The sequence below is a fragment of the Clostridium sp. genome, from assembly GCF_032576335.1.
Lineage (GTDB): Bacteria > Bacillota > Clostridia > Oscillospirales > Acutalibacteraceae > Faecalispora.
Genome location: NZ_JAWFXC010000008.1, coordinates 30,724 through 50,395, shown reverse-complemented (window position 1 = coordinate 50,395; position 19,672 = coordinate 30,724). Strand labels below are relative to the sequence as shown.

Genomic DNA, 19,672 nt, shown 5'->3' with positions numbered 1-19,672 from the left:
AAATCAAATAAATTTGCTCTTTCATATACATTTTTTCAAGGTTTTGAAATAAGAAAAGAAAAAAGACCGAATCCAATTGATTCGGTCTTTTTTCGTTAGCTTGAGGGGTATATTGAGGAGGGTAGAACTTTGTATTCGGATGGTGCGGCTCCATCGTTTGAATACACTCATATTATAAGTTGAATTCACTTTTCAGTTGTTAATATGCTATGAATATTCTTTTAACTTTTGCTCTCATGTTATTTTGCATTAAAAATAAGTGAAAATGCACGTTAAAACAAAAAAAGTGTGAAATTTTCACAAACATTTGTTTGCAATATAAAACACACTGTGGTATGATAAAATAGAATTGGAATACCTGGGAGGAAATGGCATGAAAGGACTCAGCAGCAGCCAAAAAAAGATTTATGAATACTTAAAAGATAGAGCACAGTATGGCCTGCCGCCATCGGTAAGGGAGATTTGCAAAGCCACCGGACTGAAATCAACCTCCACCGTACATTTGCACCTGAAAACGCTGGAAGAATTGGGCTACATTCGGCGTGAAGCCGGGCTTAACCGGGCAATTCATATTGAGGGGGCAGAGCAGGTTAGCCGAGTGCCAATTTTGGGCCGAGTGACCGCTGGAGTGCCAATACTTGCACTAGAAGAGGTTGAGGGCTATTTGCCGCTCGTTGGCCACCGCTACCCTGAAAAAGAACTATTTGCACTGCGTGTGCAAGGCGACAGTATGAAAAATGCCGGTATTTTAGATGGCGACTATATAATTGCACACCGGCAAGAAACCGCAGAGAATGGACAAATCGTTGTTGCGCTTATTGATGATGAGGCAACTGTAAAGAGAATTTTCTTTGAGCAGGAGTACGTTCGTCTCCAGCCGGAAAACCCTGCGTTTTCACCCATTTTTTCGCAAAGTGCTATGGTACTTGGTCGCGTGATTTCTGTTTATCGCTATTATTAATTTTAGATTATAAAAGTGCTTTAAATTAGGATAATTGCAAAGCGAAAAAAGGGGAAAGAGTAAGTTATGGTGGGCAAAGGCGATATTGTGGTTTTTGGCTCGTATCCACAAAACAGCGAAATCATTTCAGAAAAAGAATCCATTGAATGGCTTGTATTAGATAAAAAAGACGATAAAATTCTTTGCGTTAGTAAATATTTGCTCGATTGCAGACCATACCATGAGAGGCTCGAAGAAATAACATGGGAAAAAAGCACCTTACGCAAGTGGTTGAATGAAGTATTTGTGCTCGTTGCTTTTACAGCGGAAGAGCGAATGAGAATTTTGCTTTCTAATGTGGAAAATCCTACGCAACACACACTAGACCGTATTTTCTTATTAAGCTATGATGAAGCCGAGGAATTTTTAGATTTAGAACACCGGGCGGCCAAAACAACCGCGTATAGCAGGGCTCAAGGCGCATGGCTACTACAAGAGGATGGCGCTAATACGGAGCTGAAAGAGAATGGTACTTGGTGGCTGCGTTATTACGGAGAGGCGAGTGGGGAATCCGAGGGAGAGTTTGACTTCATGAGCTGTGTGAATTATGATGGCGTGGTTGAACCGGCTGCAGAGTCTGTAAATGTTAGCTCCTGCTGTGTACGGCCTGCTGTGTGGTTCACTGAATATTAGAACACCCTTTATAGTATGTTTTAAAATGATGGAATAATATTTGGTCTACAAAGAGCCACAGAACAAAAAGTTCTGTGGCTCTTTTATAAGTAAAACCATTTATTTCATCTATTATTAATAAAATAGGTGATTACTGTACAGTTGGATCTATTTTTTTGACAGCGACGGCAACCCGCTTTTTCTTTTGGCACTCCGGGCATTTTCCGTAGATGGTTAGGCTATGACGCTCAATTTCAAAACCGGTTGCTTTTGCAAGCCGCATCTCCAAGGGTGAGAGGGGACAGTCATCAAGTTTGATTTTTTTACTGCATCCGGTGCAAATTAAGTAATGGTCGTGACCTTCTGCCAGAGCATAGCGAATGATTCCATCCTCAAAATTTATCTTTTGTAAAATACCAGCGGAGCTAAATCGCTCTAAATTGCGGTATACAGTGGAAAGAGCTAATTGGGAGAAGGACGGCTTTAGCAGAACGAAAATATCCTCTGCCGAAACGGGGTCCCGGCTTTTTTCCATAAATCGCAGGATTGCCTCCCGCTGCTTTGTGTTTTTTAGTTCTGCCATGTGGGTTCCTCCTTATAAAACAAAGGGGGCTCGCCCCTCTCAATAAATTAATCATAGCTCGGAATTTGAAAAATTGCAAGCATACGCATATTCACTAATGAGAACTTTTCGTGTATAATAAGTGCGGATTAAGATATAGACCAATTTACTTTTAAAAGTCACTTTCGGAGCCATTCATTTTTTTTCGAAAAGGTATGAGATAGAAAAAGAACGAATTTAAAAGCGTAAATTGGATCGGTTGGAGGCTTTCTTTTTTGGAAAAAATATATTTAGATAACGCAGCCACCACCCGCGTTTGCGAGTCGGCGGTGGAACGTATGCTGTATGTGATGACCGAGGCATATGGTAACCCTTCATCACTACACTCGATGGGGTTTGAAGCGGAGCGCGAAATGACGGCTGCTCGTGAGGCGATTGCGGGTAGCCTTTCGGTTAGTCCTGCGGAGGTATATTTTACCTCCGGCGGAACAGAAGCGAACAATATAGCTCTGTTTGGTGCAGTGAAGCGCAACGGTCGCCGTGGAAAACATATTGTAACCACAGCAGTCGAGCACCCCTCTGTGCTGCGTGTAATGGAGCAGCTGGAGCAGGAGGGCTATGCGGTAGATTACTTGATGCCGAATTCCTCTGGGCGAATTTCTGCGGAGCAGGTGGAACAAGCGATAACCAGCGATACTATTTTGGTTAGCATGATGATGGTAAATAATGAGACGGGTGTTTATATGCCGGTGGAAGCCGCGGCAAATGCGATTCGCCGCAGTAAATCTTCAGCGCTATTGCATGTGGATGCAGTACAAGCCTATGGTAAGCTGCCCATAAAACCCGCTCGTATGGGGATTGATTTAATGTCGGTCTCTTCCCACAAAATTCACGGTCCAAAGGGTGCGGGCGCTTTGTATATAGCTGGGCAGAGGAGCTTTCCAGCCAGAACCTTTGGCGGCGGGCAGGAAAAAGGAGTTCGCCCCGGTACCGAGCCTCTGCCGGCAATTGCGGGCTTTGGTGCGGCCGTGCGTGCTATGCCAAACCACAAAGAACTGAAGGCTCATTTTGAGGGGCTGAGAGCAGCACTGCGTGAGCAGCTCTCCCAACTGAATGAAGTTGTTATTCATTCCCCGGAGGATGCAATGCCTTATGTGCTCAGTTTTTCCGTTCCTGGTATAAAAGCAGAAACATTGCTGCATTTTCTAGCATCCCAAAACATATTTGTGTCGAGCGGCTCTGCGTGCTCAAAAGCGAAGCCCAGCCATGTGTTAACAGCAATGGGTCTTGCTCCGGCTCTGGTGGAATCCTCTTTGCGGGCGAGCTTTTCTCGCTTTACCACATTGGATGAAATCAATGCTTTTGCTGCTGTTTTAAAGCAGGGCATGGAGCAATTGGTGAAAAAATCGTAAGGAGATTATATGAAAGAAATTATTTTAATTAAATTGGGCGAGTTGGTGCTCAAAGGGTTGAATCGTAAAAATTTTGAAGCATCTCTCGTTCGAAATATTCGCCATCGTATTCATAAACTTGGGAATTTTGATATTCGCGTTGCGCAGTCTACCATCACAATTGCTCCCAAAGAGGATGAAGATTTAGATGAGGTTGCGGAGAAAATCGGTAAGATTTTCGGTATTGCAGCGTATTCCCGCGCGTGTGTGGCAGAAAAAAAGATGGAATCCATTCTTTCAGTATGCGGCGAGTATCTTTCGGACGATTTGAATCGTGTTAAAACATTTAAAGTGGAAAGCAAACGCTCTGATAAAAGCTTTCCCCTAAAATCCCCTGAAATTTCTGCCGAGGTTGGGGCATATATAATGGAGAAGTTTTCCCACCTAACGGTGGATGTGCATAACCCGGAATTGGTGGTAACCGTAGAGGTTCGAGATTTTGGTGCATACATTCACGGAAGCTCCATTCCGGGCGCAGGCGGAATCCCTGTAGGAACCGGCGGGCGCGCGGCTTTACTGATTTCAGGTGGAATCGACAGCCCGGTTGCCGCATGGTGCATGGCAAAACGCGGCGTAGAGCTTTTCCCGGTGCATTTTGCAAGCCCGCCTTATACCAGTGAACGTGCCGAGCAAAAGGTAGTGGATTTGCTGACAAAGGTAAGCGACTACTCTGGTCGCATGGTGCTTCGCATTGTACCCTTTACGCGTATTCAAGAAGAGATTTTGGCAAAGTGCCCGGAAGAGCTGTTTACCATTATCATGCGTCGTTTTATGATGCGTATTGCAGAACGCATTGCGGTTGATAATAGTTGCGAAGCCCTCATTACCGGTGAAAGCCTTGGGCAGGTAGCGAGCCAGACGATGCGTGCCATCGCCTGTACAGAAGCAGCAGTCGATATGCCGGTGTTCCGTCCGCTCATTGGAATGGACAAAACGGAGATTATTGCAATCTCCCGCAGAATTGATACCTTTGAAATCTCGATTCAGCCGTTTGAAGATTGCTGCACGGTATTTACACCCAAGCACCCGAGAACCAAGCCCAACCTGTATTTTGTAGAGCAGGCAGAGGAAAAGCTGGATATTGAAGCGCTGGTGGAAGATTGCATTTCAAATGTAAGATTAACGAAAATAGGATATTATCATTCAGCAGAATAAGGAGATGCCAAATCAATGAAAGCAGAAATCATATCTGTAGGTACCGAGCTGCTGCTCGGGCAAGTGATTAACACCGATGCTTCCTATGTAGCTCGCGCTTTGTCTGAGCTGGGAATCGATATGATGTTTTCTTGCACCGTAGGCGACAACAACGGTCGTTTAAAAGAAGCACTCACCAATGCACTTGAACGCAGTGATCTTGTCATTACCACCGGAGGGCTTGGCCCCACAGAGGATGACCTGACCAAGGAAGCTATTGCAGAATGTGCCGGAGTACCGCTCGTACTGCACGAAGAAAGTATGGAGCGGCTCAAAGAGCATTTTGTAGGACGATATATGGGGCAAAACCAAATCAAACAGGCGATGCTGCCAAAGGGTGCTACTGTTTTGCTCAATGACCGTGGAACGGCACCTGGCTGTGCGGTAGAGACAAAGGACGGGAAAATTATTATGATGTTCCCCGGCCCTCCTTCCGAGCTGGTACCTATGCTGCACAATTATGGGATCCCCTATTTGATGGAGCGTGAGAATGCGAGCATCTTTTCAATGAATGTGCACGTATTCGGTCAGGGTGAGGGTGCAGTCGCAGAATTGCTTTCTGACATGACGGATGCCTCGAACCCTACGGTTGCAACCTACGCCAAAGAGGGCGAAATGTATGTACGTGTAACGGCTAAGGCAGAAAACGCGCAAAAGGCGGAAGAAATGTGTCGTCCGGTTGCAGAGCAAATCCGTGAGCGAATTGGCGACTGCGTGTATGGTATTAATGTCGACTGCTTAGAGCAGCTTATCGTCAATCTGTTAAGTGAACGAAAATTAACAATTGCAACAGCGGAATCTTGCTCCGGCGGTCTTTTGGCAAAGCGTATTACGGATATTCCGGGTTCCTCCAGCATATTTGAAATGGGAGCGGTTACCTATGCAAACCGCATTAAGACGTTACTGTTGGATGTACCGGAGGAGATGCTGGAAAAGCATGGCGCAGTAAGCGAAGAGGTTGCCGCCGCAATGGCGCAAGGAATTCGTGAAAAATCCGGAAGTGACATCGGCATCGGTATTACCGGTATTGCCGGGCCGGATGGCGGCACAGAAGAAAAGCCGGTTGGTCTTATTTATGTTGGATTAAGCGATAAAAAAGGGACAGTGGTGCGGAAAGTAAAAGTGTTCAGCCAGCGCCGTCCCCGCAATTATTACCGTAATACAGCGGCATCTTTTGCTCTCGATATGGTTCGCCGCCGCTTGGAGGAGCTACCTTTATGATGGATATTCGAGCGCCGTTAAAGGCTGTGGAGGCAGTGAGAAAAGGGGTTCGCGGTAACCTGCGCCACCTTTCACCGCTTCCCTTTGTACCGGAAAAGCCCCGCTACCCAGCCGGGCTTTCCCGTAAGCCTTTGCCGCGCTCTACACCAGAGGCACAGGGCGTGTCTTCGGTGTATTTGGAGCGGTTTCTTCACGAACTGGATGCTTGCTCCGAAATTAAATTGCACAGCATAGCGGTACTTCGCCATGGGAAGCTGATACTGCAGGCAAATTGGCGCCCTTACTCCGGAATTTATGCGCAAATGGTGTATTCTTTGTCAAAATCCGTAACCGCAATGGCGGTAGGCATGGCGGTGGAAGAAGGGCTGTTTTCGCTGGATGACCGGATTGCAGAGCTGTTCCCCGATAAAGTGCCGCCACCGCCGTTTCGCAGTAATCGGGTTGGGAAAATCACAGTGCGCCACTTACTAAATATGACCTCTGGTATTCGGCTCAATGAGGGAAATAGTGTATTTGAACGTGACTGGATAAAAGCGTACTTTGCCTCTGATTGTGCTTACGAGCCGGGAGAAAAGTTTACGTACAACAGCATGAATTCTTACGTTCTAAGTGCGCTGATTCAAAAGAAGACGGGTGAGGGATTAACCGATTATCTGCTACCACGCCTATTTGACCCACTGGGGATTGACCATGTTGTGTGGGAGCGCTGCCCTATGGGAATTGAAAAGGGCGGCTGGGGCTTGTTCCTGCGGCCGGAAGATATGGCGAAGCTGGGTCAGCTCTATTTGCAAAAGGGATTGTGGACGGTTGATGGTGAATCACGCCGTTTGCTTTCCGAACAATGGATTGCTGAGTCGACCGATATGGGGATACGTACCTCCATGGGCGAGCACCAGACGGCTTACGGTTACCATTTATGGGAGTTCCCAATACCGGGAGCGTATCAATTTAATGGTGTGTTTGGCCAGTATGTCGTGGTCATCCCTCAAATTGATGTGGTAATCGCCATCACAAGCGGCAGCCATGGCCTTTTCGTAGATAAGAGTGCTGAAATTATTCAAAAGTATTTTGGCAGCGATGAGGCGTTCTCAGAAACACCCTTGCCGGAAAATTTGCGTGCATTGCGCTCTTTAAAAAAGACACAGGCGTCACTTTCTCTTTTTCCAGATACAGTTCCGTTACAACGGCGCCGCACGTTCGTAGAACGTTTGGAGCACAAGCTTTTCCCGCAGCGTTCCGTGCCGCAGCTTAGTTCGGACGCCAAGTGGATAAACGGCCGCAGCTATAAGCTCGAGAACCCGTACGGTTCGATTCTGCCGTTTATTTTCTCTGTGGAAAAAGACAGCTTTCTCCCTGCGATTCAGCGAGTATCGTTTGCATTTGCTCCTGATTTTTGCACGATTGAGTTTTCAGATGGAGAGGAAAAGCAGACCATACGAGCGGGCCTAGATGGGGAGCCAAGGCGCTGTGTGCTAAACGTAAACGATGAGATATATGTAACGGGTAACTTGGCACGCTTAACACGCGATGAAGAGGGCAGGCCGGTATTAAAGCTTTATATCTCGTTTCTGGAAACGCCAAATACCCGTGTGATGAAGTTTATTTTTAGCGGAGATCGAATTTTAGTGCGCTTTCAAGAGATTCCATCGGTTGATAATGCCGCAAAACTTCTTGCGGATTTATTGGGAAACTCGGGCGGCAATATAGAGAAAATGCTTTCAGAACGCCTTGGCGGAGAACGTGTTCCCGGCTACCTGCGGCGTATTGCTGTACCAAAGGCCAGCGGTAAGCTGGATTTAGAGGCTTCTGATAATGAATGAATAGAAACTAATAAAAAAGAGATACAGTTTACTGTATCTCTTTTTTATTAGTTTCTATATTATTAAAAATAAATATAGGTAATTTGACACCATATAAGATGTGCATTATAATTAATCGTAAGAAGCTCTATTTGTGAATCGTTTAAATTATGTAGGAGGTGGATTTTTGAGCATTAGTAAAAAATCATTACAGGATGTTTCGTCAAAGCTTTACCACAAAGCAATCCCGTTACCCATCTATTTGATGATTGTTTTATTGCTTCTCTGCGTATCCGTTGGCATGATGAACCAATTAGATGAGATCATGCCCTCCGGTAGGTTATTTGGTATGTATCAATCTCAGCCACCTACGAGTGTGTATTATAATGCTCGATTTTTTCACAATGAATTCAAGATTGAAAGACTTACAGAAAAAAATTTCAGTAAAAAAGAGCTTGTATTGGAAGGTCGTTATGAGCATTTGAGAGAAAATCTCTATTTACTTAAGCCCGAAGACCCTACCCAAAATGTGCTAGTCGTTTTAGGCAAGCGCAACTTTTATTTTTACGATTCAAAGACAGATAGTATCCCACATTTTTATTAGCCATCAAAGCGTTAGCCTAGATTCTAGCAGGAGGTTGGTATGGATAGAAAAGCAATGCGAGAACGATTTAGGCGTTTTTGTCAGAAAACAGTTTCTTTTCCAGTCCTTATGATTACGGTTCTTTTATTCTTAGGCTTGTTTGTTGGAATGATGAACAAGATAGACCAAAATACACCCTCGGATTCGATTGATGGCCAATACCAATCGAAAGCTTCTTTATCCGATTCTTATACCGCCAGTTTCCATGGAGATAAGTTTCAAGTAAAAAGGTTGGAATCTGCGGTAGAGGGAGAAAACAGAGAAAAGCTTTTGTTAGAGGGAACCTATGAGCATGTAGAAGAAAATCTTTATTTTCTCAAGGCGAGCGACCAGACGCAGAACGCAATTGTTGTTTTAGGCAAAAACTCCTTTTACTTTTACGATGTAGAAAAAGGAACCGAAGTTCAACTTTACCGGCATTAAAAAAGAGGTGCGTTCCAATTTTGGAACGCACCTCTTCTATATGGAAGTAATTAATCTACAATAATGCTTTCGCCTGTCATTTCTGGTGGCTGGGGCAGGCCTAGAATCTTGAGCATGGTGGGAGCAATATCTGCCAGCTTGCCGTTTTCACGCAGCTTGCAGGGGTAGCCCACAACACAGAACGGAACTGGGTTTGTGGTATGAGCGGTAAAGGGGGAACCGTCCGGCTCATACATTTTTTCGGCATTGCCGTGGTCGGCAGTGATTATGGCTGTGCCGTGCATGCGCTCAATCGCCTCGATGACGCGGCCTACGCAGGTATCTACAGCTTCCACTGCGGCTTTTGCGGCATCAAATACGCCGGTATGGCCTACCATATCGCAATTGGCAAAGTTTAAGATAATGACGTCGTACTCGCCGCTGTCAATCTTCTCAACCAAAGCATCCGTAACGGAATACGCGCTCATCTCCGGCTGTAAGTCATACGTAGCAACTGCAGGGGATTTAATGAGTACACGGTCTTCTCCGGGGTATACCGTCTCCACACCGCCGTTAAAGAAGAACGTGACATGTGCATACTTCTCCGTTTCGGCTATGCGAAGCTGGGTCATGCCCAAATCGGACAGGTATTCACCCAGTGTGTTTTTCAGGCTCTGCGGGTGGAAGGCTACGTCTACATTTGGCATGGTCGCGTCATACTGTGTCATGCAAACGTAGGTGAGAGGGAAGAAACCGTTGGCACGCTCGAAGCCGGTAAAATCCGGGTCGACAAATGCACGGGTCAGCTCCCTTGCACGGTCTGGGCGGAAGTTAAAGAAAACCACAGAGTCATTGGCAGAAACGCGGCCTTCGGGTCCACAAACTATGGGTAAAACAAATTCATCGGTTATGCCGTCTTCATACGACTTAGCAACGGAAGCTACGGGGTCGGTGCTTTGAACACCCTCGCCCATTACCATTGCGTTGTATGCTTTCGAGACGCGCTCCCAGCGGTTGTCTCGATCCATTGCGTAGTAGCGGCCTGCCACGGTTGCAATTTTGCCCACACCGATTTCTTGCATCTTCGCCACGCAATCCTCAACAAAGGCTTTACCAGAGGAAGGGGGAACGTCGCGGCCATCCAGCAGGGCGTGAACATAAACTTCCGTTAGACCGTGCTGTTTCGCGAGCTCCAATATCGCATACATATGGCTGTTGTGGCTGTGCACGCCACCATCGGAGAGCAGGCCAATGAGGTGGAGGGCAGTGCCCTTTGCTTTTGCAGCAGCTACGGCTTTAATAAGAGCGGGGTTTTTAAAGAAATCGCCGTCTTCAATTTCTTTCGAAATACGGGTCAGCTCCTGGTATACAATGCGCCCAGCACCAATGTTGGTGTGGCCAACCTCAGAGTTGCCCATCTGCCCGTTCGGCAGGCCAACATTAAGGCCGGATGCCCCAATTTGTGTAATAGGGTTCTCACGGAAAAGACGATCCAGATTCGGCTTTTTCGCCGCCATAATGGCGTTGCCGTATTCAGGGGCGTAGCCGAATCCATCTAAAATCATTAAAATCAAAGGTTTTTTCATGAAAGGTTCTCCTTTGCGATACAGTTGAGGGATTAGCCCTCAGTGGCAGCGCGGATAATCTCCGCAAAGTCTGCGGCTTTGAGTGAGGCACCGCCAATTAGGCCGCCGTCTACATCCGTTTGAGCAAGCAGCTCATCGGCATTTTTGGCGTTCATGGAGCCGCCATATTGAATGGTAAAAGCCTCGGCGGCTTGTTGGTCGTACAGAGCGGCAATCACCTTGCGGATTGCCCCGCAAACCTCACCCGCTTGTTCGGCGGTTGCGGTGCGCCCTGTGCCGATTGCCCAAATGGGCTCGTAAGCGATGATGACGCGAGAGAGCTCTTCTTTGGTTACGCCCAACAGCGCAATCTTAGTTTGCAGAGCAACAAGCTCTTCGGTAATTCCCTGCTCACGCTGTTCAAGGGTTTCACCTACGCACAGAATAACGGTAAGACCTGCGTTGAGTGCGGCACGAATACGTTTGTTAACGGTTTCATCGGTCTCGCCAAAATAGGTGCGGCGCTCACTGTGGCCGATAATCACATAAGTAACGCCGATGGAGGTAAGCATGTTAGCGGCAATTTCACCGGTATATGCGCCGCTTTCCTCCCAATGGCAGTTCTGTGCGCCAATTTTAATGTTGGTGCCTTTTGCTGCTTCTAACGCCGCAGGAAGATCAAGGAACGGTACGCATGCGACTACATCGCATTTTGCATTCGCAACCAACGGCGCTACTTCACCTAATAAGATTTTTGTCTCTTCCGGGTTTTTGTTCATCTTCCAGTTGCCGGCAATTACGGCTTTTCTTAGTTCTTTATTCATAGGAGGGTTCATCCTTTCTATCTGTTAGGAGCAGCACCAAGAAATGGGTTGCTCCGGTGAAGAAAAGGGCAGACGTACCGCCTGCCCTTTTGCATCCTTAGTTTTTATCGTTCAGGCAGGCAATGCCGGGCAGCTCTAATCCCTCAAGAAATTCCAGAGAAGCGCCGCCGCCGGTGGAGATGTGAGTCATTTTATCGGCAAAGCCAAGCTGCTCCACAGCCGCTGCAGAATCGCCACCGCCAATAATCGAAATTGCGCCGCTTTCGGCCACTGCTTTAGCAACAGCTTCGGTACCGGCTGCAAAGTTTTTCCACTCGCTAACACCCATCGGTCCATTCCATACTACGGTACCGGAGCCAACTAAAGCAGAGGTGAACAATACCTGTGTTTTCGGCCCAATATCAAGACCCATCCAGCCGTCTGGAATCTGGTCGGAATCCGACACCTTGTGGTCGGCATTTTCATCGTATTTATCGGCAACCACGTTGTCGAGCGGAATGAGGAATTTTACATTTTTCTCTTTTGCCTTTGCCATCATTTCCTGTGCCAGCTCCAGCTTGTCATCCTCGCAGATGGAGGTGCCAATGGAGTAGCCCAGTGCCTTCATGAAGGTGTAAGCCATACCGCCGCCAATGATGAGCGTGTCGACTTTATCGAGCAAATTGCTGATAACACCAATTTTATCGGATACCTTTGCGCCGCCCAGAATAGAAACAAAGGGGCGCTTGGGGTTCGCAAGAGCGCCACCCATAACGGTAATTTCTTTCTGAATCAAATAGCCGCATACAGCAGGCAGGTAAGCTGCCACGCCAGCGGTGGAGGCATGTGCGCGGTGTGCGGTACCAAACGCATCATTTACATAAATTTCAGCCAAAGACGCCAACGCCTTTGAGAATTCCGGGTCGTTCTTTTCTTCTTCCTTATGGAAGCGCACATTTTCCAGAAGAGCCACTTCGCCTTCCTTTAAAGAAGCGCAAATTGCTTTGGCGCTGTCGCCAATTACATCTTTCGCCATCTGCACGGGCTGGCCGAGTACCTTAGAAAGGTATTCCGCAACGGGTGCCAAAGAATATTTAGGGTTAAATTCTCCCTTCGGGCGACCCAAGTGAGAGCAAAGGATGACTTTCGCGTGGTGGTCAATCAGATAACGAATGGTTCTGAGAGCCTCATCAATACGCTTGGGGTCTGAGATCTTTCCTTCGCCGTCAAAAGGAACGTTAAAGTCACAGCGGACCAAAACGCGTTTGCCCGCTACGTCAATATCTTCCACACTCTTTTTGTTCAGATAGTTCATATGCTGCACTCCTTATTTTATAGAAATGGATACTTCATGGTTAACGTAGGCTGTAATGTTAAGAATAATCGCTGTACGCGAGTTCTTTTCAAAGTAGCAAATGTGATTTTGTGATTTTAAATGTATGGGAGTACTATTGTTAAATAATTAATTATCTCATACTATTTTATAATATAATTCATTTCTTTTCAAGTACGTGAGGTTTTTTTATATTCGATTATAGCATATCGCACAAAATTACCACTCAAAGCTTCGTGGCTGACCAACCTGGTTTAAACGGGGATAATCCCATTGACGAAGCACCTCATAAACGCCTATTGCCACAGCGTTGGAAAGGTTGAGGCTGCGTGCTTCTTCTAGCATGGGAATGCGCACAACGGAATCGGGATTTTCTTGCAAGAGAGCTTCTGGCAAGCCGGCAGTCTCTTTGCCGAACACAAGGTAGCTGTTGTCTGGGTAGGTTGCCTGCGAATGGTTGCGAGGCGCTTTCGTTGAAAAATAGAAAAAATGCCCGGTATTTTGTTTGAAGAAATCGGACAAATTATCATAGTAGCGAATATCGAGCAAATGCCAGTAATCTAGCCCGGCACGCTTTAGTTTTTTATCGTCAATGGTAAAGCCCATTGGCCCAACTAAGTGCAGGGTAGCTCCGGTAGCGGCACAGGTACGCGCCACATTGCCCGTGTTCTGGGGAATCTCGGGTTCTACCATCACAATATTTAGGGTTGCCATGTTTTGGATAATCCTTTCGCGTATAGTTTGGGAATTATTGTCGTTTACCATACCAATCATAATGCAAGCAGGAGAAAAAGTCTATTGCCAAAACAACAAAAAAATCAAAAAAATACAAAGAATACCGCGAATGGGAGCCGGTTTCTTCTTATTTATATAGAAAGAGTAAGAAGTTAGTATTGTAAGATAGATGTCAATAATTGCGTATTGAAATGGTTTTGCCATAATCTTTCTGATTATCTATGGAGTGTGGAGGGAATAAATAATGTTGGGTCTGAAAATGATCTACACCATATGGAGGGTATGCGAAATGTATAATGAAACAAAAGGATTTATGAAGGGTATTAGTGCAGGGCTGGCAGCCGGCATGGCTATTGCCAGTGTGGGCAGCAAAGCAATGAAAGGCAACCGTCAAATTAAGCGCACAGCCAATAAGGCAATGCGTAAAGTAAATGGCGTGCTGGACAACATGGAGTATATGTTCAAATAAACACGGCCCGGGCACGGCTGCCGTAAAACGGATGCGGAACTTCCGCTTTGTTTTACGGCAGCTTTCTTTTTGCAGAAAATCGGAAAAAACCGCCATGTTTCCCTTGCCAAAGAAACGTGCATCAGATAAACTAATTTTATGTAACATAAATCGGTTTCGATTTTTATTGCAGCTACTACAAAACAAAATGTAAAATCGATGGATTCAGTTTTAAAAATATGATGATCTGGCATTGGGAGGTTTCGAGCCATGCAGGTTTCGGAGCAAGAGATACTTACAATTTATTATAAAGGTTACAGTGCCCTCGCCTCACTGCACGGGGCGCTGTACCACGCCCGAAAGACTTTTTTTGAGGACAGCGGGTTACATAAGAAAAAAGAACGACTTTCTTATTTAGAGGATGGCATGATGGTACAGGTGCGCTACGCCCTATCTTCGGGTAGCTTTGTTTGGGAAAAACACGGTGACCGCCGCCTGCTGGAGCAGGTAAGTTCTACGCCGGGCGGGTGGGTGCTTTCTTATTTTGATGAAAGCGGTTCGCTCCGAAGCAGAATCCAATGGAATAAGGAGCACCATTTTGAGCAGGCGGAATTCTTTGCACCGGATGGCTCGGTACAAGAGGTTCTCTCTGCTTCCACGGAGCAGCCGGGTACGCTTACGCTCACACGCAAACAGCAAAACGGGGAAGAGAGCCATACCGTGCTGGTTGCTTGCCCCATCTTTATGGGAACCGCAGAACAGGCAAGGATTGATTCGGAGGTAGGAGAGCCGAAGGTGATTGCCGCCCGGCTCGACGGCGATGTTTGCTATTGCTCGCAGGAGGAATACCAAAAGCGCACCGAGCTGCAGGAGAGGCTGAAAAGCGGAGCAATCTCATTGATACCCATTTTTAAACCGGACAAGCCCGCTTCTGCTCTTCCTACTATAGAGGAAAAGAAAAACGAAAAAAAGAAGCTTTTAAATCCTGTTGCAAATCCGGTACCGCAAATAGGCGTAGCAGATTTAATGGAGCAGATACGAAAAATGGAAGAGGGCTTGGGCATCCGCCATGGGGAAATATGCAGGAATTCTCAATTGATGCAGGATTTACCAAAAAAAGATTCCACCCAGCCGGATGTTCCAGAAGCACAATGCAATCCTTGGGAAGAAGCGACTCCAGAGCAAGCGGAGAAAACACCTCCGGTTCGCTATACGGTGGCAAAGCGTGGGTTCGATGGAGCCGTGCGCGCGCCGGGGCTGTCTGCTCCCGTAGCACCGGAATTACCGGAGGCGGCGGAGGAAATCCCACGGGCGGTGCACCACATTGTCATCAGCCAAACGGAGCACTACCTATATTACGGCGAGCTGCTGGGCGGCGAGCGCCACGGCAGGGGCAGAACCGAAATGCCGGGCGGCAATACCGCCTATGAGGGAACGTATTCTCGTGGCAAGCGGGATGGCTTTGGCGCTTTCTATTATAGAACAGGGCGTTTGTGCTATGCCGGTTCTTGGCGTAACAATCTTCGGGACGGTGCGGGTGTGGGCTTTCGACCAGACGGCAGCGGCCTGTATGCCGGTATGTGGCAGGAGGACCGCCCCGGTGTCTCTGGCGCAGTGCTGGGAGCGGATGGTGCTGTGTGCTATGCAGGTGCGCTCCAAGATGGACAGCGCCATGGTGTGGGGGTCAGCTTTCGCAGAAAGGATGGCACTCTGCTGGTAGCTCGCTGGCAAAACGGCGTACCCAGCGGCGAGGTAACGCTGTTTGATGCAAACGGCTGCATCTGTTATTCTGGCGAGTGGAAAAACGGAGTGCGCCATGGGGCGGGTACCTCTTATACCCCGAACGGACAAATTGAATTTTCGGGCAATTGGCAGAACGGACGACCGGTTTGTGGCGAATGAGAATATGAGAGCCTGCCTATAAAACAGCTTGTACCAAAAAAATACCATGCAGCGCTTGGAAAGAAAAAAGACAGAAAAATGTAATAATTCATAAATTGTTAACAATCAGTCTATGAATTGGACATAACTGAATTTGCCATGGAAAATACTGAGAAACCTAGGCGTACCAAGGCTTCGCGGGGTGTTAAAATTTAAAAAAAAGGCAAAAATGTCCTTGACATTCTGTCCGCTATCCCGTATAATTCAACTAAACATATAAACGGTGTGGCTGTAAGTTTCTTACGAAACGTGGTTACTTCCGTTTGTTCTGGGGGGCGAAACCCAGAGCTGCCATGTATGTTTACGTTTCATAAGCACAACGCAAATACGCACAACAACAAAAAACGATATTTTTAAGGAGGACTAAAAAGGATGAACAAAACCAAAAGCAAAGTTTTGTCTCTGATTCTGGCATCTGCCATGATCGTTTCAAGCTTTTCATCCCTGAACTTTGCATCCGCTGCTTCTACTAGAGAGACTGGTACATTAAAGAATGTTGCTGGTTTGAACGGTGACGATGAGTTGTTCTTGGCCAGTTCCGACGATTCTTCAATCACCAAGATTAAATTGGCCGATTTGATTGGCAACCCCAGCATCGAGACCTATGATCGTGAAGATGCAGGTACTGCTGATTACGACAGCTACAATCATGTTTCTGGTGATAAGCTAGTTACCATCAATAAAGATGGCGAGCTGACCTTGAAAAAAGGTGCTTCCGGTAAAGAAGTTATCAACCTTACCTACAAGGTAGAGGACTATGATCGCGATGATAAGGAAGTTACCGTAAAGGCTTCTAAGCAAATTACAGTTTACTCTAATGTGGAAAATGAAGTTTTCTTGGGTGAAGCTAATGCAATTACCGGCAGTAGCAAGGATGAAAAACCCGGTGACATTTCTACTGCAGCAGTAAATGAGCGTTATCTGGATTTAGAAGCATACTATGCTGTATCTACTGGCAGCAATAGAGTTGCTGAGTACCGTAAAGCCGATGGCTTAACAGCAAACTACCTGTCTGATGTTAAGGGCACAGTAACTAAAGCACAAACAGCTCTTGAGAGAGTTGTAAAAAGCAAGGGAACACCTGTAGCAGCAGCGAGTGCAACTTCTGGCACAGACTACAGATCAGGTGCTATTATGCCCAACTTGGCTGACGGTGAAGACTTCTACGTCGCTACAGTAAAGACAGGCTCAGAAAAGTACAGCTGGACTAAGGTTACAGAGACTGACACCAAAGCTGTTAAAGAAGAATTGGTTAACAACAAGGCTTCTAAAGCATTTACTAATGTAGTTGTTGCCAAAGAAGCTGATACGACTAAAACTGCGACTGGTGAGGCAGTAGCAAAAGATGCTGCTATGCCTACTTTGACTGAGGGTAACAAATACTTTGAGGTTACAGGTAGTGTTGCTCCTTACACATGGACAGAACTGAAGTCTGGCACAGACTTTGAAGCAGTTAACAAAAAAGTAGCTGCAGTTGCTTTGTACTCCACTACCAAGACTGGTGGCACTACACCTTCAGAGGAAACTGCTACTAACGTAGCAGCTGATGCAGACCTGGATTTCGCAACGAATGATTATTATATTTCTTCTGTTAAGTCTGCTGAATACGAGTGGAATAAATTGACTGCTGGTACTCAATACAAGGCTGCTCAGGATACCAAAAAGGTTAACTCTTCTCTCGAACTGAAGGGCGACAAAATCTTCAGCGAGAAGGAAGTTTTGATTGCTGGTTTGGATAATGAAGAGGCTCCTGGTGCTACCAACGTTATTCGTTTGAAGACAAAGTTTGTTAAAGAAACTTCCTCTAAGGATGCTGACTTGGCAAAAACTGGTACTGATACACTTAAGATTAAGCTCGGAACCGTAACAGCAGACGGTTTTGACATTGATAAGTCTACCTCAAATATTAAGGTAGAGGTTGCCAAGAAGTGGAATGCAGACGTTGATCTGACAACAGGTGTGGCAGATGTTTCAAACGATTGGGATATCTTCAAGAAGAATGGCAAAACCTACATTGCCAAAAAAGACTTCGATTACGAAGATAAAGATACTTGGAAGGATCACAAGGACGAGGCTGAGTCTGTAGGTTCTTACAATGAGATCTTCTCTGAGCACAACATCAAGGTTCTTGGTGGTTCCGTAGACACCTTGAAGGTTCCTGGTGATAAGACTGTTACCGTTGAAGATGGTACTGTTGGCGATATTAAAGCTGGTGCAGTAGACATTTCTGGCGGTACTGTTGGAACTATTAAAGATAAGGCTGAAAACATTACTATTTCTGATGGTAAAGTGAAAGCTATTGACGCCAAAAATGCTGTTCTGAGCATTACTGGTGGTTCTGTTAGCGGCAACGTAGTTGCTTCCAGCATCGAGATCGATTCCGATGATGACGATGTTGCTACCGCAATTAACGGCAATGTTACTGCAACAGGTAACGTGAAAGATACCTCTGATAACGATGAAGCATCTATTGCTATCGATTGCAGCAGTGATAATTCTGTTAAAGTAACTGGTACCATTAAGAATGAAGCTGCTAAGGGCACAATCGAAATTAGTGGTGAAAATGTAGCTTTGGGCGTTGTTGATGGCGATTATGCTAGCAGCATTACTTTCAAAGACTTCACCGGTACCATTAAGGGCATCGCTGGTGCAAGTGAGCAGACCGTTTCTTTGGAAGGCGAATCCAAATTCGCTCTGACAAATAAGCTGGTTGCTGATACTGTAGATATTGAAGAAGATTCAAGACTGCAGGTTACAGAAGCTCGCATTGGCAGCATTGAGGGTGAAGGCCGTTTTGCATTCCCCGCTGATAAGCTGTTTGTAGAAGATGGCATCGATGGCGATACCACTCTGGAAATCACTGATGGTTTGGTTGCAGGCGCAACTGCACTTCAGGCATTTGAAGGTGCTGTTGCTGGTTCCGATGTAACTGGCTTGGGCTTCGATTTGGAGACTAAGAGCGCTAACAAGACCACTGATAAACTCATCATCAAAAATGTGAGATTTGCTGGTCCTAAGTTTGACAAGACCGATTTGACAATTGCTAAGGGTCAGTCTACAACTGTCGCTATTTCTAACTACCCGAATGGCACAGCTCTTCCTGCTGGAACTTCCATTGCTTACGATGTAGATGTAAATGATGATTATGTTTCTGTAACTCAGGAAGGCAATGTTCTTACCATTAAAGCTCTAGACTTCAACGCAGACCGCACTGTTGACAACAAGGGTACCATTACCGCTTCTGTTGTTGATGCAGACGGCAACGTTTTGGAAGACTATTCTGAGGCTACTTTGAATGTAAATGTTATTGCAAAGCCCCAGTCCGCTGTGACTTTGGATACCACTAAGCCTGTTGCTATTGGCACTGGCGCAGTGTACCAGTACATTGCAAAATCCTCTACTTCTGCAGTTATGACTGCTGCTTCTTCCGACACTCAGGTTGCAACTGTTGAGCTCTTCAACGCTGCTGATGCTCGTGGCTACAAGTTCCAGATTAAGGCTCTTGCTGTTGGTACCGCTACCATCACTACAACTGATGCAAACGGCGCTTCCGCTACCTTGACTGTGAACGTTTCCAAGGTTAACGGCACACTGAAGGCTGACACAACTTCCTACACCTTTGCTCCTGGCAAAGCATACGATGTGAAATTCTCCACCACCGGCACAACTGCTGTTCCGGTTGTTACCGTAAATGGTAAGGTTGTTTCCATCGCTCCCCGCGGCAATGGCGTTTACAGAGTAACCGCTCAGAACCCCGGCACTGCTTATGTAGTTGCTAAGGTTGGCGATACCCGCGTATCCGTTAAGTTTGTTGTTGCTAATGGCGCAGCATCTGCCGGTGTAAAGGGTAACAACGTTTCTAACTTGAAGTAAGTAACATTACTCTTGAGTTCGAAGTGAAGTAAATAATTACTGTTAGCTGTATTTGCGTTGCGGCGGTTTGGATTTCATCTTCCAGACCGC

Annotated in this window: 16 protein-coding genes; 11 read left to right on the top strand and 5 right to left on the bottom strand. The window is 46.3% G+C overall.

The window, feature by feature from the left end; translation table 11 throughout:
- The first annotated feature begins 373 nt into the window (after nucleotides 1-373).
- Together lexA and E7L17_RS10670 are read left to right on the top strand one after the other, a co-directional pair.
- Nucleotides 374-961, top strand: a complete 588-nt coding sequence (gene lexA / locus E7L17_RS10675; protein WP_316323233.1) for a transcriptional repressor LexA — start codon at nucleotides 374-376, stop codon at nucleotides 959-961.
- Nucleotides 962-1,027: 66 nt separating this feature from the next.
- Nucleotides 1,028-1,633 (top strand): DUF6273 domain-containing protein, encoded by a 606-nt coding sequence (locus tag E7L17_RS10670; RefSeq protein ID WP_316323232.1) that lies wholly within the window; start codon nucleotides 1,028-1,030, stop codon nucleotides 1,631-1,633.
- Between the two features lie 130 nt (nucleotides 1,634-1,763).
- On the opposite strand, the gene E7L17_RS10665 is transcribed toward E7L17_RS10670, so the two are convergent.
- Complete coding sequence (locus tag E7L17_RS10665) at nucleotides 1,764-2,195, bottom strand: Fur family transcriptional regulator (RefSeq protein WP_316323231.1); 432 nt, start codon at nucleotides 2,193-2,195, stop codon at nucleotides 1,764-1,766.
- A 254-nt stretch (nucleotides 2,196-2,449) separates the two neighbouring features.
- On the opposite strand from E7L17_RS10665, the gene E7L17_RS10660 reads away from it, so the two are divergent.
- The 6 genes from E7L17_RS10660 (at nucleotide 2,450) to E7L17_RS10635 (ending at nucleotide 8,905) form a co-directional block, all read left to right on the top strand.
- Nucleotides 2,450-3,586, top strand: a complete 1,137-nt coding sequence (locus E7L17_RS10660; protein ID WP_316323230.1) for a cysteine desulfurase family protein — start codon at nucleotides 2,450-2,452, stop codon at nucleotides 3,584-3,586.
- Between the two features lie 9 nt (nucleotides 3,587-3,595).
- The gene (thiI, locus tag E7L17_RS10655; protein ID WP_316323229.1) at nucleotides 3,596-4,780 is read left to right on the top strand and encodes a tRNA uracil 4-sulfurtransferase ThiI; all 1,185 of its coding nucleotides are present in this window, start codon (nucleotides 3,596-3,598) and stop codon (nucleotides 4,778-4,780) included.
- Nucleotides 4,781-4,795: 15 nt separating this feature from the next.
- Nucleotides 4,796-6,040: a competence/damage-inducible protein A gene (locus E7L17_RS10650; RefSeq protein ID WP_316323228.1), complete on the top strand. Its 1,245-nt coding sequence runs from the start codon at nucleotides 4,796-4,798 to the stop codon at nucleotides 6,038-6,040.
- Nucleotides 6,037-7,860 (top strand): serine hydrolase, encoded by a 1,824-nt coding sequence (locus E7L17_RS10645; RefSeq protein ID WP_316323227.1) that lies wholly within the window; start codon nucleotides 6,037-6,039, stop codon nucleotides 7,858-7,860. Before E7L17_RS10650 ends, E7L17_RS10645 begins: the two co-directional genes overlap by 4 nt.
- Before the next feature lie 166 nt (nucleotides 7,861-8,026).
- Nucleotides 8,027-8,443: a hypothetical protein gene (locus E7L17_RS10640; protein WP_316323226.1), complete on the top strand. Its 417-nt coding sequence runs from the start codon at nucleotides 8,027-8,029 to the stop codon at nucleotides 8,441-8,443.
- 39 nt (nucleotides 8,444-8,482) lie between these two features.
- Entirely contained in the window at nucleotides 8,483-8,905 is a 423-nt protein-coding gene (locus E7L17_RS10635; protein ID WP_316323225.1) for a hypothetical protein, read from the top strand.
- Between the two features lie 50 nt (nucleotides 8,906-8,955).
- Here the strand turns inward: E7L17_RS10635 and gpmI are convergent, their stop codons facing one another.
- The 4 genes from gpmI to trmL form a co-directional block, all read right to left on the bottom strand.
- A complete protein-coding gene (gpmI, locus tag E7L17_RS10630; RefSeq protein WP_316323224.1) occupies nucleotides 8,956-10,470 on the bottom strand; it encodes a 2,3-bisphosphoglycerate-independent phosphoglycerate mutase in 1,515 nt (504 codons plus the stop codon).
- 32 nt (nucleotides 10,471-10,502) lie between these two features.
- Nucleotides 10,503-11,273, bottom strand: coding sequence for a triose-phosphate isomerase (gene tpiA, locus E7L17_RS10625; RefSeq protein WP_316323223.1), 771 nt, complete (start codon nucleotides 11,271-11,273; stop codon nucleotides 10,503-10,505).
- 97 nt (nucleotides 11,274-11,370) lie between these two features.
- Nucleotides 11,371-12,567, bottom strand: a complete 1,197-nt coding sequence (locus tag E7L17_RS10620; RefSeq protein WP_316323222.1) for a phosphoglycerate kinase — start codon at nucleotides 12,565-12,567, stop codon at nucleotides 11,371-11,373.
- Between the two features lie 237 nt (nucleotides 12,568-12,804).
- The gene (gene trmL, locus E7L17_RS10615) at nucleotides 12,805-13,299 is read right to left on the bottom strand and encodes a tRNA (uridine(34)/cytosine(34)/5-carboxymethylaminomethyluridine(34)-2'-O)-methyltransferase TrmL (protein WP_316323221.1); all 495 of its coding nucleotides are present in this window, start codon (nucleotides 13,297-13,299) and stop codon (nucleotides 12,805-12,807) included.
- Nucleotides 13,300-13,609: 310 nt separating this feature from the next.
- Here trmL and E7L17_RS10610 point away from each other — a divergent pair, with 310 nt between their 5' ends.
- The 3 genes from E7L17_RS10610 (at nucleotide 13,610) to E7L17_RS10600 (ending at nucleotide 19,582) form a co-directional block, all read left to right on the top strand.
- Nucleotides 13,610-13,789: a hypothetical protein gene (locus tag E7L17_RS10610; RefSeq protein WP_316323220.1), complete on the top strand. Its 180-nt coding sequence runs from the start codon at nucleotides 13,610-13,612 to the stop codon at nucleotides 13,787-13,789.
- 249 nt (nucleotides 13,790-14,038) lie between these two features.
- Nucleotides 14,039-15,670 (top strand): membrane-binding protein, encoded by a 1,632-nt coding sequence (locus tag E7L17_RS10605; protein ID WP_316323219.1) that lies wholly within the window; start codon nucleotides 14,039-14,041, stop codon nucleotides 15,668-15,670.
- Nucleotides 15,671-16,081: 411 nt separating this feature from the next.
- Nucleotides 16,082-19,582, top strand: coding sequence for a hypothetical protein (locus E7L17_RS10600; RefSeq protein WP_316323218.1), 3,501 nt, complete (start codon nucleotides 16,082-16,084; stop codon nucleotides 19,580-19,582).
- Nucleotides 19,583-19,672: the final 90 nt, after the last annotated feature.

Coding starts and splice junctions, on each gene's coding strand:
- lexA (WP_316323233.1), top strand. CDS start 374: ATGAAAGGACTCAGCAGCAGCCAAAAAAAGATTTATGAATACTTAAAA.
- E7L17_RS10670 (WP_316323232.1), top strand. CDS start 1,028: ATGGTGGGCAAAGGCGATATTGTGGTTTTTGGCTCGTATCCACAAAAC.
- E7L17_RS10665 (WP_316323231.1), bottom strand. CDS start 2,195: ATGGCAGAACTAAAAAACACAAAGCAGCGGGAGGCAATCCTGCGATTT.
- thiI (WP_316323229.1), top strand. CDS start 3,596: ATGAAAGAAATTATTTTAATTAAATTGGGCGAGTTGGTGCTCAAAGGG.
- E7L17_RS10650 (WP_316323228.1), top strand. CDS start 4,796: ATGAAAGCAGAAATCATATCTGTAGGTACCGAGCTGCTGCTCGGGCAA.
- E7L17_RS10645 (WP_316323227.1), top strand. CDS start 6,037: ATGATGGATATTCGAGCGCCGTTAAAGGCTGTGGAGGCAGTGAGAAAA.
- E7L17_RS10635 (WP_316323225.1), top strand. CDS start 8,483: ATGGATAGAAAAGCAATGCGAGAACGATTTAGGCGTTTTTGTCAGAAA.
- gpmI (WP_316323224.1), bottom strand. CDS start 10,470: ATGAAAAAACCTTTGATTTTAATGATTTTAGATGGATTCGGCTACGCC.
- tpiA (WP_316323223.1), bottom strand. CDS start 11,273: ATGAATAAAGAACTAAGAAAAGCCGTAATTGCCGGCAACTGGAAGATG.
- E7L17_RS10620 (WP_316323222.1), bottom strand. CDS start 12,567: ATGAACTATCTGAACAAAAAGAGTGTGGAAGATATTGACGTAGCGGGC.
- trmL (WP_316323221.1), bottom strand. CDS start 13,299: ATGGCAACCCTAAATATTGTGATGGTAGAACCCGAGATTCCCCAGAAC.
- E7L17_RS10610 (WP_316323220.1), top strand. CDS start 13,610: ATGTATAATGAAACAAAAGGATTTATGAAGGGTATTAGTGCAGGGCTG.
- E7L17_RS10605 (WP_316323219.1), top strand. CDS start 14,039: ATGCAGGTTTCGGAGCAAGAGATACTTACAATTTATTATAAAGGTTAC.
- E7L17_RS10600 (WP_316323218.1), top strand. CDS start 16,082: ATGAACAAAACCAAAAGCAAAGTTTTGTCTCTGATTCTGGCATCTGCC.